Source organism: Pigmentiphaga litoralis (assembly GCF_014651835.1).
Taxonomy (GTDB): domain Bacteria; phylum Pseudomonadota; class Gammaproteobacteria; order Burkholderiales; family Burkholderiaceae_B; genus Pigmentiphaga; species Pigmentiphaga litoralis.
The window spans coordinates 2,981,926-2,997,958 of the sequence record NZ_BMXQ01000001.1 but is presented as its reverse complement, the minus strand read 5'-3'; the positions used below and the strand labels follow the sequence as shown (position 1 = coordinate 2,997,958).

The 16,033-nt window shown below is 58.6% G+C and carries 13 protein-coding genes; 5 read left to right on the top strand and 8 right to left on the bottom strand.

What is annotated here, in order from left to right:
• Positions 1-101: 101 nt before the first annotated feature.
• Genes IE116_RS13645 through IE116_RS13635 form a run of 3 tightly spaced genes read right to left on the bottom strand, consistent with a single transcriptional unit; the run spans position 102 to position 2,512 of the window.
• Positions 102-893 (bottom strand): amidohydrolase family protein, encoded by a 792-nt coding sequence (locus tag IE116_RS13645; protein WP_229828157.1) that lies wholly within the window; start codon positions 891-893, stop codon positions 102-104.
• A gap of 57 nt (positions 894-950) precedes the next feature.
• A complete protein-coding gene (locus IE116_RS13640) occupies positions 951-1,478 on the bottom strand; it encodes a cupin domain-containing protein (protein ID WP_229828156.1) in 528 nt (175 codons plus the stop codon).
• A 59-nt stretch (positions 1,479-1,537) separates the two neighbouring features.
• Positions 1,538-2,512: a Bug family tripartite tricarboxylate transporter substrate binding protein gene (locus IE116_RS13635; RefSeq protein ID WP_130355620.1), complete on the bottom strand. Its 975-nt coding sequence runs from the start codon at positions 2,510-2,512 to the stop codon at positions 1,538-1,540.
• A 309-nt stretch (positions 2,513-2,821) separates the two neighbouring features.
• On the opposite strand from IE116_RS13635, the gene IE116_RS13630 reads away from it, so the two are divergent.
• The 3 genes from IE116_RS13630 to IE116_RS13620 all read left to right on the top strand — a co-directional run bounded on the left by IE116_RS13630 (position 2,822) and on the right by IE116_RS13620 (position 5,560).
• Entirely contained in the window at positions 2,822-3,559 is a 738-nt protein-coding gene (locus IE116_RS13630) for a maleate cis-trans isomerase family protein (protein WP_229828155.1), read from the top strand.
• 23 nt (positions 3,560-3,582) lie between these two features.
• On the top strand, positions 3,583-4,560 hold the full coding sequence (locus IE116_RS13625; protein WP_189613248.1) for a Bug family tripartite tricarboxylate transporter substrate binding protein: 978 nt from the start codon (positions 3,583-3,585) through the stop codon (positions 4,558-4,560).
• A gap of 70 nt (positions 4,561-4,630) precedes the next feature.
• On the top strand, positions 4,631-5,560 hold the full coding sequence (locus IE116_RS13620; protein ID WP_229828154.1) for a LysR family transcriptional regulator: 930 nt from the start codon (positions 4,631-4,633) through the stop codon (positions 5,558-5,560).
• Between the two features lie 366 nt (positions 5,561-5,926).
• Here IE116_RS13620 and IE116_RS13615 read toward each other — a convergent pair whose 3' ends face one another.
• The 5 genes from IE116_RS13615 to IE116_RS13595 all read right to left on the bottom strand — a co-directional run bounded on the left by IE116_RS13615 (position 5,927) and on the right by IE116_RS13595 (position 13,863).
• On the bottom strand, positions 5,927-7,282 hold the full coding sequence (locus IE116_RS13615) for a tyrosine-type recombinase/integrase (protein WP_189614629.1): 1,356 nt from the start codon (positions 7,280-7,282) through the stop codon (positions 5,927-5,929).
• A 399-nt stretch (positions 7,283-7,681) separates the two neighbouring features.
• A complete protein-coding gene (gene ydiJ / locus IE116_RS13610; protein ID WP_189613246.1) occupies positions 7,682-10,783 on the bottom strand; it encodes a D-2-hydroxyglutarate dehydrogenase YdiJ in 3,102 nt (1,033 codons plus the stop codon).
• A gap of 18 nt (positions 10,784-10,801) precedes the next feature.
• Positions 10,802-11,857, bottom strand: coding sequence for a hydroxyacid dehydrogenase (locus tag IE116_RS13605; RefSeq protein ID WP_189613245.1), 1,056 nt, complete (start codon positions 11,855-11,857; stop codon positions 10,802-10,804).
• Positions 11,858-11,890: 33 nt separating this feature from the next.
• On the bottom strand, positions 11,891-12,973 hold the full coding sequence (locus IE116_RS13600) for a tripartite tricarboxylate transporter substrate binding protein (protein WP_229828153.1): 1,083 nt from the start codon (positions 12,971-12,973) through the stop codon (positions 11,891-11,893).
• Complete coding sequence (locus IE116_RS13595) at positions 12,937-13,863, bottom strand: LysR family transcriptional regulator (RefSeq protein WP_189613243.1); 927 nt, start codon at positions 13,861-13,863, stop codon at positions 12,937-12,939. Before IE116_RS13595 ends, IE116_RS13600 begins: the two co-directional genes overlap by 37 nt.
• A 142-nt stretch (positions 13,864-14,005) precedes the next feature.
• Here IE116_RS13595 and IE116_RS13590 point away from each other — a divergent pair, with 142 nt between their 5' ends.
• Complete coding sequence (locus IE116_RS13590) at positions 14,006-14,506, top strand: flavin reductase family protein (protein WP_189613241.1); 501 nt, start codon at positions 14,006-14,008, stop codon at positions 14,504-14,506.
• A 90-nt stretch (positions 14,507-14,596) separates the two neighbouring features.
• Positions 14,597-15,964 (top strand): LLM class flavin-dependent oxidoreductase, encoded by a 1,368-nt coding sequence (locus IE116_RS13585; RefSeq protein WP_189613239.1) that lies wholly within the window; start codon positions 14,597-14,599, stop codon positions 15,962-15,964.
• The last annotated feature ends 69 nt before the right edge of the window (positions 15,965-16,033 follow it).

Below are 16,033 nucleotides of genomic sequence, written 5' to 3'. Positions count from 1 at the left end.
GGTGTGAGAACTGCATTCTCTAGAAGCCATACCGCTCGGCTGGGTTTTCGACCAGGATCTGCTCGAGAACAGCCGTATCAGGAATCCAGGCGGTCATCTGATCAAGCAGATCGGCCGTATCCGGCATCGAACCCTTCAAAGGACACGTGAGGCCAGTCGCTCCCCCATAGCAGGTGGTTAGCGTTTTGTTCCAGAAGCGCTTGAACGAATGGCACCAGGTCGCTGTATGGCGGAGAGGTGTTCGACAACCGGTATCCCGCAGAGAGCTTCACCCAAGTCCTTCCGCGCCCGACGAGCCTCAGCAACGCTTGGAATCCCTGTTGGTCAATGCCGTCGGAGGCTCGCAGAGATCCCAGGTGGTCTATGACCACGTCCACTGGAAGTCGGGCCAAGGTCGACTCCATGTCGGCCAGAGGCACGCCGCCTCCATCGTTCATCACGTGCAACTGCACATGCCAGCCCAACCGCTTAATCCTTTCGGCCAGGATGGGCATCTCGGTCAGCGGGGCGGCTCCCGCATGTTTAATCGTGTAACGCACGCCGCGCACGCCAGCTTCGTGCATTGCGTCGAGGTCTGGGTCCGGCGTATCGGCCCGTAACGCAGCGATCATCCGGGCTGGACGCCCGACTTCGCGCATCGCGTCAAGATGGCGCCGATTATCTACGCCGTACCCGCTTGGTTGAACCAGGACAACACGATCGATTCCCAGCCGATCAAGCGTGCCTGCCAAATCTGCGGGAAGCGCCTCGGGCACATCGAAAGTCCTCGTTGAAGCGAGCGTGTAATCGCTGTTCGGGCCGTAGACATGGACGTGGCAATCGGTCGCGCCCTGAGGCGCACGCACAGTGGGGCGGCGTTCCGAAGTCAACGGTGGTTGGCAAAGGATAGGCATAGGGTGTGCTCGGGGATGTCAGTAGATAAGGGAGCTTGATACGTCACTTGGCAGGCGTTATTCGAACCACTGGTCTTCATGCAGGCGATATGCGACTTCCTTGTTCTTTTCCGAGTAGCCATCGAAAGGCATGCCGTCAGGATCGACACGCGCAAGCACATCGGTATCCGGGTTGACGGCAGCGCCAATGCGCAGCATCACGAGCGGCTCGTTTGCTTCAGCCTGGAACCAGTAAAACGCGCCGCAAGGAATCAGCACGCACTCGTTTTTCACCACACGCCGCGTTTCTCCCCGCGGGCCGTAAAACAAGGCACTGCCTTGCATGACGACAAAGACATGATCCTCGTTCGAATGAGCGTGCAATTCGTTTTCACCGCCGCTCGCATAGGTCTTCAGCACCACGTTCATGTGCCGTGACGCGCCCAGTACCTGATTGGTGCGGCCCTCGATCGGAAGTCTCGCGCGAATTTTAAAAAAACTCGGTACGGCCGACTGCGACAAGCGGGCCATCTCATCTCGCCATTCATCGGCACTATTGGCAATAGGCGCGACGGGAGCAGCTTCAGTTGTGGGCAAACTCGACATGATGATTCCTTTATTGAGGGGCAATGCTGAATTTAAGGGGCGACGCGGAATCGCCGGGTTCATTGGATCTTGATTGCAGCGCGCTCGATGACGGGCTTCCAGCGGGCAGATTCCGCCCTAATCAGCTGCTTGAGCTCTGCGGACGTGCCGGCCTTTGGCACCAGACCGGCTCCCAACAGTTTTTCTTGAACGTCAGGCTTCTTTAAAGCAGCGCTGACTCCTGCCTCGATTTTTTGGATGACCGCGTCGGGTGTCCCGGCGGGAGCAACTAGCGCCATCCAAACAGCTACGTTCATCTCGTGCAAGCGCGGGTGATCGGCCGCTGGGCTCAATGCGGGCAGGTCCGGGATGCGAGTTTGGCTGAGGTTCGCAAGGGCGTGGAGCTTGCCACCCTTGATATGGGGAAGAGCTGTGGCAACGCCGTCGATGACGAACGTGACATCTTGTGAAAGCATCCCTTGGATTGTTCCGTTACTTCCGCGATAGGAGACGCCGACCATGTCCAGCCCCAGCTCACTCTTCAACATCTCGCCAGCCAACTGGGATGTGATAGTTCCGTAGCCATGAGAAATCTTGCCCGGCTGAGCGCGTGCCAATGCAGCAAGTTCATCAAGCGTCTTCGGGCCATCCTTCCCACTGACCAAGATCAGTGGAGAATCGGCCACCTTGGCGATTGGAGAAAAATCTTTCACCGGGTCATAAGAGAGCCGGCTATGGAGGAACTGATTCATGACGAGCGTGTTGTCCACAGCCATTAGCAGTGTGTAGCCGTCAGGAGCAGAGCGGGCGACCAGCTCGGCGCCTATCAACGTATTCGCGCCTGACTTGTTCTCCACAACGAAAGGCTGCCCAAGACTCTCTGAGAGGTGCTGGCCAAGCACGCGGGCCAAGATGCCGGTCGGTCCACCGGGCGGGAACGGCACCACCATACGGACGGGACGGCTGGGATACGCATTGCGCTCGGCAGCATGCGCCGGGGCCGTCGTTAGGACCATACGGGCTGCCATCATTGATGCAAAAGGGCGCCATCTCATATCTTGTCTCCTATCGAATTTTTATAAGATCTCGAGAATATCGTTCGAGTTCTAAGTATTTTATGGACTGTCAGACGATGCGCAATGTGCGATGACGCATTGAGCCTATTCGTTAGATGAATAGGGGAGCGGTGCCCGCAAAGACAGGCTCATTGAAATTCTGAATACTCTGTATTCGCGTCCACCGCTTGGCGGGCCAGCGGGCATGCTGAAGAATCCAGCCAAGCAAAAAAGCCGGCAACACGGCATGCCAACGGAGGACGACATGAACATTGCACATGGACCGGGCGCGTTATCCCGAACGGACTCGTGAGACAAATCAACTATGGGACGCGGGCCCGGCTGGGGCTGATCTTGCCTTCAGGAAATCAGCTCGCCGAGCCGCAGCTGGCCGCATTGATGCCTTCTGGTGTGTCCATGCACACGACCAGACTTGCGTTGACTGGATCGTCGCAGCATGAACTGATGCGGATGGCAGATAGCGTTGAAGAGGCGGCAAGCCTGCTGCGCGATGCTGAACCGGACTTGATCCTTTTCCATTGCACCGCCGTATCGTCATTCAGCGCAGCGCTGGAAGCGCAGCTAGTGCGACGTATCGAGTCATCAAGCGGACGCCGCGCAACCACCACTGCACAAGCCCTCATTGCGTCGCTAACGGCCGTGGAAGCGAGACGCATTGTGATGCTGTCGCCCTACTGCGACGAGGTAAACGCCAGAGAAGCAACGTTCTTCGGAAGTGCTGGGTTTGATGTTTGTTCGGTGGGGGGATTCGGCTTTCGAGGAGTTGCCGACATGATGGCCATTACCCCGGAGCAATGGAAGGAATTTGCGATCGACCATCGCGATCCGTCCGCAGACGCATACGTCATCAGTTGCACGGCGACACGATCGTTAGAGACGGTACATGACTTGGAAGCGACATTGGGGCGCCCCGTTGTGACGAGCAACAGTGCAGCGTTCTGGTACGCCATGGCGCTCATGGGGATCGACGATCCTATCTCGGGAGCCGGTCGGCTTTTGATGCAACCCCTCCGCTCCGCTCGATAACAATTCCGCGATCAGGACAAAACATGCTGCTCAAAAGCCCTTTCACCGTTGTGCTGTCGTGCGCCTTGATCGCTTTGATGCCGATCAAAGTTCTGGCTGACTCAGCGTCGTACCCGTCCCGCCCGGTACGCTTGGTCGTACCGTTTCCCGCCGGCGGGCCAGCAGACATCCTTGGCCGGATCATCGCGCAAGGTCTGAGCGAATCGTTGGGTCAGCAGGTCATCGTCGACAATAGAGGGGGAGCCAATACAGTTATCGGTGCGCAGACGGTCGCCCGTGCTGCTCCGGATGGTTACACATTGCTCTTGGCGATCGATTCCACTTTGGCAATGAATCCAAGCCTATACAGCAAGCTCGCCTACGATCCTGCAAAGGACTTCGAACCGATTGGCCTTGTTGCAGAAGTGCCTTGCATCATTGCCGTAAACAATTCGTTTCCGGCAGAGAATCTCGCACAGTTGTTGGCACTGGCCCGGGTAAGTCCCGGCAAGATCAACTTCGCCCATGGAACTGTGACCATGCATGTGGGCGGCGAGCTCCTCAATCAAATGGCCAAGGTGCGCATGACTCCGGTGGCATACAAGGGTGGAGGGACTTCGATAGTCGCTGTCATGGGAGGCGAGGTCCAGGTGACTATGGAAGCAGCGGCCACTATTGTCCCGAATGCACAGGCTGGTAAGGTCAGGCCGTTGGCCGTGATGGGCGCTCGTCGCATAGCAGCAATGCCCGATCTACCCACAGTCGCAGAATCCGGAGTCCCTGGCTATGACGTCTCCGTTTGGCAAAGTTTGGTCGCACCAGCCGGCACACCTCCGGAGATTATCAACCGACTCAACCGGGACGTTACGGCGCTTATGAATCGCGCAGACACGAAGGCTAGGCTAGAAAAGGTCGGTCTTGCGCCCCTGACGAGCTCACCGCAGGAGCTTGCCGCACTCATAAAAGCAGAAACGGCCAAATGGTCGGCCGTGATTCAGGACGTTGGGCTGCGTATCAACTAGACAACGCACGGCCGAACTTGGGGTAAAGCCTCGCCTACCAGTAGACCAGATCGTGGGATGATCTCGACTTTTGCTGGGTGGCTTTATGGGCTTACACGGACTGGACCTGAACTTTCTGCTGGTATTCGAAGCGCTGTGGGAGACACGCAGCGTGTCGAGGGCAAGCGAAAAACTTGGCCTTAGCCAGCCAGCGACGAGCCACGCACTCGCAAAAATGCGGTCGTTGTTCGATGACGCACTTTTTGTGCGTGTAAAAAACGACATGCAGCCTACTCCTCGCGCCGTCGAGATGGCCCAACCGATCCAGCAGGTCTTGGAAGTTACGCGCGTCCAGATACTTAGCACGCAGCCGTTCGACGCAGCGCGCGCAGACAAGACGTTCACATTCTGCATGACCGACGTTGGCGAAACCGCCTATCTGCCGGCGATCGTCGAAGAAATTCGGCGAACCGCACCGGATGTCCGTCTCAGGACCGTTTCGCCAATTGCCGCCAAGATTGAAGAGACACTTGAATCAGGAGTCGTTGATCTTGCGCTCGGTTATTTTCCTGATCTGAAAAACCAGGGCATGTTTCAGCAGAACATTTTACGGACCAGCGGCTTCGTCTGTTTGACCGATAAAGACAATCCGCGGCTCGACGGCGGGCAGTTGTCTATGGATGCTTTTATAGGCAGCACTCACGTCGCGATCAAGACTGAAGGGCGAAGCCAAGAAGTCATCGATAAGACGATGCAGGATCTGAAGATCAGGCGCCGTATTTTCCTCGTCGTTCCTCACTTTCTTAGCTTGCTAAGCTTGATCCCGCACACGGAACTGGTTGCTATCATCCCGGTGGACGTATCGTTGGCGTTTCAGGACAACCCATGCCTGGTAATCCATCCGCTGCCCTTCTTGAGTCCGACCGTAGAAGTGACGCAGGTATGGCATGCCAAGCATCACAAGGACGCATCGAATTTGTGGTTAAGGACTCTTGTGCGGCGGGTGCTCCAGCATCGTTGATCCGGCGGGGTTGAGCAGCCATTGCTTCCACCGACAGTCGGCATCCATCACGACCTCTAATAGCCGAATCACTCTTGGACCAGATCGTTCATCAACCGTTGCGAGCCAGCAGGCAAGCCCTTGTCCTACCTGACTGCTTCGAACTTTAGCCGCTAAAACTGGCCCACGTTCAAGGATCGGGCTGCTGAAAAGTACCGTACATACTGTTGGGTATGTACGGTACTTTTATGCCGGGTAGAAACTAGCTCGTGCGGACTTCGAGAACATGCCGCCGTTGCGATCATGGCTACTGGATAAGAGGTGGCCAAGTGAATATTCGCTGTCTTTAAGTGCAAAAGCGCATGGGTCAGAGCACATCGCGAAAATTCAGGCGGAAGTGGTTTTGCCATTCGCAGGAGTTATTCCGGCCTGCTCCACTATCCAATCCTCGATTCGGTCATGCCATTTGCGCAAGAGATCTAGCGGTCGCCTTCGATAGTGCTTCTCCGCGATAGCAGACGGTTTATGGCCTTGAATCTGAGCGACTACGCCGACAGGGACTTCCACCCATTCTGCTAATGTGCCGAAGGAGCGTCGTAGGCCATGCAAACTGACGTGCGGTAACTCTGCTGCTGTTAATGCTTTTACATGCGCGGCTCTAGGTTCGGCAATTTTCCCATCCGCTGAGGTTAAGCTTGGAAATACCCAAGCAGTCGGAGCCCAGGACTCGCCGCGCGCTACGAGTACCGCTTGGCGGCGGCCACTTGGGGCCGTCTCTGCTAGATCTTTAAGCTCTCCAAACAGGGAGGCAAGATACGGCGTTAACGGTATGACTCGTCCTCCTGTCCCTTCCACTTTGTCGTCGAGTGTGAGGCTACGCCACACAAGATCAACATCTTGCCACCGCAGACCTGCCATCTCCTTGCGCCGAGCTCCGGTAAGCAGCAGGCTCTGAAGGTATACGGAGTGCACTCGGTTGGGGATCCGCCGGACGGCGTTGAACCAAGCTGGGAGCTGTTCCCGCTGCAAAACGTCGCCTTCTTTTGCCCTAACCCTTGGCACGGCATCTTTTACGTCTCGAGCTTTGTACGCATCGGATGAAGTCAGCCCTGCATATTTTTTGTTGTCAGCCGCCCAACGTAAAAAGGCCCGTAATTGGCGAAAAGAAAGCGCTGCCATTGTCGGCCGTTTGGAAGCTTCTTCCGTCATCCATGGAGCGATCCGTTCTCCCGTCAAATCGGATAACTTAAGCGTCATTAGAGAGGCCAGTGGGCCCGGTTCGGTTAGGCCCTTGCCTCGCTGCCGAGGAACACCGCCTAAGTCAGCGTTTTTCAGATGGTCATCGTAGTGTCGCTGGCTCCAGAACGGTTTTCTAGCACCTATGTATACCGCCCAAGCTTCAGCCAACGTTGCATCTCGGCGTTCAGCATCGACGCGACGAGCTTCATGTGCAGCCTGTTGCTCGGCTCGATGCTCTCGCGGATCAATGCCACTATCTACCAAGGTCTTGAGACGAGCTGCTTCCGTCCTGGCTCGTCCAAGCTCCCACGTACGCACGTCGCCAACAGTTGTACGGATGGTTCTACCGAACAAGCGTGACTCAAAGATGAAAGCCCTCGCTCCTGCCGCAGTGACTCGGAGTCCTAGACCTGGTGCCTTGCTATCCCAAAAGATTGATTGCGACTTGCCAGCGTCGCACGCGAACGTCTCGACGCGCGCCGTGGTGAATGCCTGCTTTGCCATTTTTTCCCTTAAAGGCGTTCCGCCCATGTAGGCGCTATGTAGGCAGATTCTAGGTAAATGGAACAATGTCAGTCAACGTTTGTTCGATCGATTTGATCGTTAAGTCGTTGATCCTGCTGTGTTTTGTTATTTTCCTGCATGGCAATCAACGTAGGTCAACGACAACTTACTCGGATTGAAAATCCGCGTGTCGGTGGTTCGATTCCGCCCCAGGCCACCAAGGTTATTCGCGAAAGGCCAGTTCTTCGGAACTGGCCTTTTTGCATTGGCGGCGAAAACTATGGCATTGGCACCGCCAAAGAGCGCCCCTCATCACCCTCCACGCGCGCTCGTGTTGCGATGTCACCAAGGCAAGCCAAGCCGAATCCATGTCGGCTGTTTTCGGTCGAGGCGCTGGCGCTAGCCGTAAGCGCGGCTAGCGTCCACCCCAGACTCTGTACGCTGACCCGCATTGGCCTTGACCTGCGCAAGCAGCACACTGACCGGATGCGGCAAGGTGGCTTGGTCGACAAGCTTGGCTTGGCAGCGGCATGAATACCCGGTCGCGGCCAGGCGTCCTTGCAGGGCAGGGTGCGTGACGTGCTTTGCCCAGCTCAAGTCGTAGATGTGTTCGGACTGAGCCCGGTTGGCACGCTCGTGACCGTACAAGCCTGCCATGCCGCAGCAACCACTGGCAACCATGTTGATGTCGACGCCAAGGCGTGCGCCCACCTTGACCCATGCTGCAGTGGCTGCCGGTGCGTTGGTGCGCTCGGTGCAATGCGGCAGCACGGCCCACGAGGATCGGGGCGCGGCATCGAAGTTCGGCAATGCTGTCAGATGCTCTGCCAACCATTCCTGGATCAGCATCACTTTGGGTGCCCGGTCTGTGCCGAGCGCCTTGGCATATTCGGCGCGGTACGCAAGCGTCATGGATGGGTCGATGCCGATCAAGGGCACGCCCGAACCGGCAATCTCGTTGAGCAGTGCGGCGTTGGTGGCCGCGGTCTGGTCGAACCTGCGCAGGTACCCCAGCACGTGCTGCGGCTTGCCGTTCGGGCGGTATGGGACTAACCAGGGCAAGAAGCCCAAGGCCGTCAACAACTCGCACAGGTCAAGCACCACATTCGTGTCATAGAACGATGTGAACGCATCTTGGACGATCGCAACACTACGCTGCTTGTCGTCAGGCGTCAGGGCGGCCAGCAACGTGCGTGACGCCAGGCACGCGCCTCGCCGGGAAGCCTCGACGATCAGGTCGGTCCCTGTCAGCGCGGGCAGGGCGACCAGGCCCAGTGTGCCGAGCATGGCACGACCTGCGGGGCTTTGGGTGACTCCGTTGACCAGACGCGGCAACGTTGCTGCCACAGGAAGAAACCGTTCGAGCGAGGCGACGAGGCCGTCTTTCGCCGGTCGCAGATATCGCCCGTGGTACAGCTCCAGGAACCGTGATCGGAACGCGGGCACGTCGACCTTGATCGGGCACTGGCCCACACAGGATTTGCAGGCAAGGCAACCATCCATTGCTTCTTTGACTTCGATCGAGAAGTCCGGCTTGCCTCGGCGTGCGGACCACGCATTGACAGCGCGCCGTCCCACACTCATTACGTTGCGCCAGCCGGATCTTGCACGTGCCTCGACCGCCATCTCTGACGAATCGACACCGTGTTCAGCCAGCATGCGCAGCCATTCGCGCATCAACGATGCCCGTCCTTTCGGCGAATGCCGGCGCTCGCGGGTGCCTTTCCATGACGGGCACATCGCGTCGTCGGGGTCGAAGTTGAAGCAGGCCGCGTTGCCGTTGCAGTGGAGCGAATCCTGATTGGCCGCCCGCACCGCGATCGGAATGGTTCTGTCGATCGCCCCACGCGTCGGCACGGCATCGATCCGCGTCAGGGCCTGCCCGGGCGGTGCGGCGATCTTGCCCGGGTTCAATTGATTGTTCGGGTCGAACGCCGCTTTGATCTGCTGCATGCGCGGGTACAGGTCGCCGAAGAACTCCGGCGCGTATTCAGACCGGAAGCCTTTGCCATGCTCGCCCCACAGAACACCGCGATATTTGCGCGTCAGTGCCACGACCTCGTCCGTGATGTCGCGAATCAAGGCTTCTTGCGCAGGGTCTTTCATGTCGAGGGCTGGACGCACATGCAGGCACCCCGCGTCGACGTGACCGAACATGCCGTAGACCAGTCCGCGCCGGTCCAGCACTGCACGAAATTCGGCAATGTAGTCCGCAAGGTGTTCGGTCGGAACGACCGTGTCTTCCACGAAGGGCACCGGACGGCGTTCCCCAGGCATATTCCCCAGGAGACCCACCGATTTCTTTCGCATGGACCAGATGGCCTTGGCTGCCACCTCGCCGTGCGCCACCGTGTAGCCCCGCCTGCCTGACCCGCTCGCATCGCGTGCCAGCACGGCTTCGACACGGGCGAGCTTGTGGGCCAGCGCTGCCTCATCTTCTGCCAGGAGTTCGACTACGTTGATGCCCTGCGGCGGACCGCTTGAATCGTCTGGAAAGTACTGCGCCACCTCCAGCCAGATCGCGTCCTTGCGCGCAAGGGCAAGGACGGTCGCGTCGACGGTTTCAGTCGCGGCGGCTTCCAGCCGCATCAGTGCGGCGGCATCCCGCAACGCGGCGTCAAAGCTGTCGTACCGGATATTGAGCAGCGCCGTGCAACGCGGAATGGGCGTCAGCGAAATCCTGGCTTCGGTAACGAAGGCAAGGCTGCCTTCCGCGCCACACAACACCGAGTTCAGGTCGAAACGCCCGCAGTGGTCACAGAGATGCACAAGGTCATACCCCGTGACGCAGCGATTGAGCTTGGGGAATGTCGAAGCAATCAAATCGGCGTCGTCGACCCGGATACGGTCAAGCAAGCGATGGACGGCGCCCACCCTGTCCGGACGCGCCTTGGCCAACGCGAACGCAACAGGGTCCAGCGGGCGGGAATCCCAGGCCGTGCCGTCGAGCAAGACCGTCTTCAGTTCAAGAACGTGATCGCGCGTCTTGCCGTACAGCACGGAACCTTGACCGCTTGCATCGGTGGCGATCATGCCGCCAATGGTGGCGCGGTTGGAGGGCGACAGCTCGGGTGCGAAGAAAAGACCGTGCGCTTCGATGGCAGCGTTCAACTGATCCTTCACCACGCCCGCCTGCACGCGCGCCCACCGCTCTTCCACATTGATCTCGAGGATCGCGTTCATGTGACGCGATAAATCGACGGCGATACCCTCCGTCAGGGATTGACCGTTGGTGCCTGTGCCGCCGCCGCGCGGCGTGAACGTCACCGCTTCAAAGCGTGGATCGTTGGCGAGCTTGGCCACCCGGATAACGTCCGCCTCGTTGCGGGGAAAGACGACGGCCTGCGGAGCCACCTGGTAGATCGAGTTGTCGGTGGCGAAAACGGTCCGGTCCGCATGACTTCGGGTGATATCCCCTTCGAATCCTCGCAGCCGCAACTCGGCCAGAAAATCCACGGTCAACGAGGTGGGACGATCACTGGGCGACAGGCGGGGAATCATCAGGCGGGATACTCAGCGTCAGACCGTCGCGGACGCATCACGGCGTGCCCGTTCACTGCGTTGCACAAAGGCTTCCCACACGTCGGGATTGACGATGCGTGGGGCGCGAACCCCCTTGAACATATCGATGATCTGGGTCGCGGCCATGGCTGCCACGTTGTGCCGCCCTTCATGAGACACGCCAGCGGTATGGAATGTCGCCACCACGTTGTCCAGGCTGAGCAGCGGGTGATCGAGCGGGGGAGGTTCGGGATGCCAGACATCCAGGCCGGCGCCGGCAAGATGGCCCGTACGCAGGGCATCGGCCAACGCATGTTCGTCGTGGATGCCGCCGCGAGCCGTGCTGATGAACAGCGCGCCTGGCTTCATTGCCGCAAAGCGCGCTGCATCGAACAGGTTCAGCGTGGTCTCGTCCCGGGGGCAATGCAACGACACGATGTCTGCTGTTCGTACCAAGGTGTCGAGATCGACCGGTTCGGCGCCGCGCGATCGGATGGTGTCACCGGTCAGCAGTGGATCGCAGGCCAGTACCTGCATCCCGAACGCCTTGGCCAGCGCCGCTGTTTTCGTACCGGCGTGCCCGATACCCACCAGGCCCAGCGTCTTGCCGCCGATGTCGCGACCCATGACCGATTCCCGCGAAAACCCGCGCACGGTGCGAAGCTTCCGATCGGATTCGACGATTCGCCGCGACACGGCCAGCATCAAGCCGATCGTCATTTCGGCGACGGCGGAGGCATTGCCGCCAATCTGGCTCACGACCAACACCCCGGCACGCGTACACGCGTCCACATCGACCGTGTCATAACCTGCACCTGTCGAAGAAACGCACAGCAGATCAGGACAGCGTTCAAGCAACGCGCGATGCGCATGGAAGTGCAGCGGCAGCTCGTCCTTGGCGGCAGTGATCTGGTAGACGTGGGCGCGCGTCAGGACGTCCCAGGCCTGACCATCGTTGCCGTGGGTCGGGGCAACCGCCACCGAGATCAAAGGTTCCTGTCGCAACCGTTCGTCGAAAACAGGATTGATCCAGAGATCGAAGCGTGCAACACGCCAGGGCGTCGAGCTGTTCATGACATTGTCTTCCATGCAGGGGATATCAGCCGATCACTCTTTCGGTTGGGCGTTGGCAAGTGCGCGCAGGGCAACCTTGTTTCGTTCCAGCGATTGCTGCCATTGGTCGCCGCCCAGATACGCCAGGACTGGCGCGTCGGCGGACGCCGTGGCGATGAATTCCGGGTCGCGCAGGCTTTCAGCAATGGCCATGTCCAGCCGCTTCACTATCTCGGCCGGGACGCCCTTCGGCGCGGCAAAACCCCGTTCAGAACTCATGGTGACCTTGGTCCCCGTCTCGGTTGCCGTCGGGACCGCGGGCAATGCCGAAGACCGGGTCTCGCCAAACTGGACCAGTGCCTTGAGTTGTCCCGTGCCGTTGCCATGCAGCTCCGGCACTTCGCCGGCGCTGACCAGGCCGAAGCTCAGGTGTCCGCCAAGCACGTCGGTCTTTTGTGCGGCGGTGCCTTTGTAGGGGATGGCATTCACTTCCACCTTGGCTTCCCGCTTTAACAGTTGCAGGGCGAGTTCGCCATTGGTGCCGACACCGTTATGACCAAAGCTCAACGCGCCAGGTTGCTGGCGCATCGCAACCAGCAAGCCTGCGAACGTTGCGACCGGATTATCTGCGCGCGTCACGATCAGCGTGGGATCGTCAACGACTCTGGCAATCAGGGTGAAGTCCTGTGGCTCGTATTGCGACTTCTTGATCATCGGGACATACAGAAAACCTGGCACGTTGATTACCGCCAACGTATAGCCATCGGCCTTCGACTGTTTGACATGGGCGTTGGCGATCTCGCCAGCCGCGCCAGGTTTGTTGACCACGATGAACTGGGCCTTCGGACCTAGCCGTTTCTGCACGAAGGGCAACAGCTTGCGCGCCATCAGGTCGGTGCCGCCGCCGGGCGCGAATCCCACTACCACTTCGATCGGTTTGTCATCGGGCCAGGCAGCCTGGACGGTTGGGGCTGCGGCAACCAGCATGGCTGCGGCGGTAAAGGCAGAAATATTGTGCAGTGTCATCGTTGTCTCCTTTCTTGTGGGAGCATCATCGACGGCACCGCTGTTTCCTTCAAGCGATAAATTCGAATGAAATATCAGTCGTTTTGCGACTTCGCGAACGATGTCAGGCATTCCGGTGGCGACTGGAAGTCGGTCGCGCGGGCCACGTAGTCTTGCATTGTCTCTAGCAAGGTGCGACTGTCATCGGCACGGTGAAAGAAGCAATAGTTCAGGCTCGGCAAGGACGGCTCGCTGTTCAGCGCGACAAGCGTGCCCTCCTTCAACCAGGGCTTCATGAAATGCGAAGGAAGAAAGCTGATACCCATGTCAGCCAGCACCAGTGCGACGATGGCCATCAGGCTGTTGCACCCCAAGGTCCGTTGCAGAGTAATGCCTTGTTCCTGGGACCACACTTCGATGGCACGCGTCAGTCCGGAGCCTTCCGTCATCGTGATGACCGGGTGGCGTTCAAGTTCCTGGCGGCTCAGCACCGTACCGGCGTCGATCCGTCCGGGTGATGCCACCCACGTGAAGTCGACGCGGCCCACTACCTTTGCCGTGACCTGTGCGCCCTGGCCCGGTCCGGGCGCCACGGCAAAGTCCAGTTCGCCACGCACCACCTTGCGTTCCAGATGCCTTGCCAGGTCCACGTAGGGCTCCAGCACCAGGGCAGGGTGGTCCCGGTTCACCATCCGCGTGAACGTCGGCAGCCACGTCAGTGAAATCAGTTCGCTGACGCCAAAGCGGCAGACCCCGGTCAGGCGTGCCCCGGTCAGATCGATGGCACGAAACTGCTCCGACAGATCGAGCATCTGGCCCGCAAGTGCAATCAGGCGTTGACCACATTCCGTCAGTTGCGCACGCCGGCTCGATCGATCGAACAGAGGCGCCCCGACTGATTCTTCCAATTCCGCAATCCGTTTGGATAACGACGACTGGGTCACGTGCAGCCGGTTGGCGGCGATGCTGAAGCTGCCGAGATTGGCGGCCCAGTAGAAAGCTTCGATTTGTTTGAGTGTCATGGGTGGTCTTCCTGTTGTCACTCACGTGCGAGTACATGGCGGTCCAACTAATCGAAAAAAGCGATCGGTAAACCCCATTTCTTTTCGTTTGTTTCGATCCCGACAACTGTCCAAAATGGCTCCAGGCTTACCGGAGACAAGCATGGACACCTCGCAAAACGACAATCAAGTCGACCTTCGTCGATTCGCCGGCCAATTCCCAACCGGCGTCGCAGTTATCACCACAGCCGATACCGACAACAAGCTTCATGGCCTCACGATGAGTGCAGTGACGTCGCTGTCGTTGACGCCTCCGCTTTTCCTTATCTGCCTTAACAACACATCGAACACGTTGACCGCAATCAAGCAGAGCGGACATTTCGGCATCAATTTTCTATCTTCGGACCAGGCAAATATTTGCAAGATATTTGCCTCCAAGGCCGATGACAAGTTCGGGACCGTCGCTCACACCTTTGGACCGGCAGGAAGTCCACTTATTGACGGCGCTCTGGCACACGGTGAATGCCTCGTGCAATCAACGATCGGAGAGGGCGATCACACCATCGTTGTCGCCCGTCTTGTTCATACCGAAGTCAGGGATGTTGCGCCGCTGGTTTACCACGCCGGCAAGCTGACTGCACTCGCTGAAGCCGTTCCCGCCTGACCAATCCTATCAAGCAAAGAAGTCGGATCACCTGCGTTTTTCGTACCGGTGATGCGATTCCGCACGTCTGTCGACTTCGAAGGAATACACATGCCAAAGCAGATCCGCATCAACGCGTTCGACATGAACACGGGAGTTCATCAGTCTCAAGGGCTGTGGCGTCACCCACGGGACCGTTCATCGGAATACACCACGATTGCCTATTGGCAAAACCTTGCAAAGACATTGGAAAAGGGAAAATTCGACGGCATTTTCCTTGCCGACGTGACGGGTGTCTATGACGTGTTCGGTGGCAACCGCGACGCGGCGCTGCGCAACGGGGTCCAAGTTCCAAACAACGACCCGTTCCTACTCGTACCCGCCATGGCAGCAGTGACGGAGCACCTTGGCTTCGGCATTACGGGCTCATTGACTTACGAACCTCCATACACCTTCGCAAGAAAGATGAGCACGCTCGATCACCTGACGAATGGCCGCGTAGGCTGGAACATCGTCACGGGATACCTCGACAGTGCTGCAAAAGCTTCTGGTGCAACGAAGCTGACAAGTCATGACACGCGATATGACATCGCCGAAGAATACATGCAACTCATGTACAAACTTTGGGAAGGAAGCTGGGAGGACGGCGCGGTCCAACGGTCTGCGGATAGCGGTATCTACGTTGATCCGACCAGAGTGCATGCCGTGGAGCACGACGGGGAGTACTTTCGGCTGAACGGAATTCACCTGTCCGAGCCATCGCCCCAGCGGACGCCCGTGTTGTATCAGGCAGGCACCTCACCTAAGGGCCAGGCATTCGCAGGCAAGCATGCGGAATGCATTTTTATCAGCAGCCCGACCAAACATGTGATGAAGCAGTCGGTCAAAAAGCTCCGGGCTGCGGTGCAGGAACAGGGGCGCCCGGCTGATGCAGTCGTCGTCTTTGCAATGATGAACGTCATCGTGGGACGAACCGAAGAGGAAGCTCAGGAAAAGCTGCGCGACTATCGGAAGTACGCAAGCTACGAGGGTGCACTGACCTTGATGTCGGGGTGGACCGGAATTGATTTCTCCTCGTGCGACCCGAAGGATACGGTCAAACATATGCGCAACGACAGCATGCATACGGCCATCGACCGTTTCACCATCTCGGATCCGGATCGGGTGTGGACGGTTGGCGAGGTTGCCGAGCATTTGGCGGTGGGTGGATCGGGGCCTGTGATTGTCGGCTCTGTGACGCAGGTAGCAGACGAGCTGCAGCAATGGATGGAAGAAACCGACGTGGACGGGTTCAATCTGGCCTACACCGTCGCTCCGGAAAGCATCCAGGAGTTTGTCGATCTTGTGGTGCCTGAACTGCAGGCGCGTGGCGTCTACAAGACCGAATATGCTCAGGGAACGCTGCGCGAAAAGCTTTTCGACGGTGCTCCCCGACTTCTGTCCCCCCATCCGGCCGCCATGTATCGGCGGTCACGCTAAGACTTACCCGCATGCAGCTACGTGGGGCAGGCGGACACGTCGCGCCCCCGCTCAAAAATTACATCTAAA

What these genes read in the sequence shown, in the direction of transcription:
- IE116_RS13625 (WP_189613248.1), top strand. Translation starts at nt 3,583, where the DNA reads ATGCTGCTCAAAAGCCCTTTCACCGTTGTGCTGTCGTGCGCCTTGATC.
- IE116_RS13590 (WP_189613241.1), top strand. Translation starts at nt 14,006, where the DNA reads ATGGACACCTCGCAAAACGACAATCAAGTCGACCTTCGTCGATTCGCC.
- IE116_RS13595 (WP_189613243.1), bottom strand. Translation starts at nt 13,863, where the DNA reads ATGACACTCAAACAAATCGAAGCTTTCTACTGGGCCGCCAATCTCGGC.
- IE116_RS13605 (WP_189613245.1), bottom strand. Translation starts at nt 11,857, where the DNA reads ATGAACAGCTCGACGCCCTGGCGTGTTGCACGCTTCGATCTCTGGATC.
- ydiJ (WP_189613246.1), bottom strand. Translation starts at nt 10,783, where the DNA reads ATGATTCCCCGCCTGTCGCCCAGTGATCGTCCCACCTCGTTGACCGTG.
- IE116_RS13645 (WP_229828157.1), bottom strand. Translation starts at nt 893, where the DNA reads ATGCCTATCCTTTGCCAACCACCGTTGACTTCGGAACGCCGCCCCACT.
- IE116_RS13635 (WP_130355620.1), bottom strand. Translation starts at nt 2,512, where the DNA reads ATGAGATGGCGCCCTTTTGCATCAATGATGGCAGCCCGTATGGTCCTA.
- IE116_RS13600 (WP_229828153.1), bottom strand. Translation starts at nt 12,973, where the DNA reads ATGCCTGACATCGTTCGCGAAGTCGCAAAACGACTGATATTTCATTCG.
- IE116_RS13640 (WP_229828156.1), bottom strand. Translation starts at nt 1,478, where the DNA reads ATGTCGAGTTTGCCCACAACTGAAGCTGCTCCCGTCGCGCCTATTGCC.
- IE116_RS13615 (WP_189614629.1), bottom strand. Translation starts at nt 7,282, where the DNA reads ATGGCAAAGCAGGCATTCACCACGGCGCGCGTCGAGACGTTCGCGTGC.
- IE116_RS13585 (WP_189613239.1), top strand. Translation starts at nt 14,597, where the DNA reads ATGCCAAAGCAGATCCGCATCAACGCGTTCGACATGAACACGGGAGTT.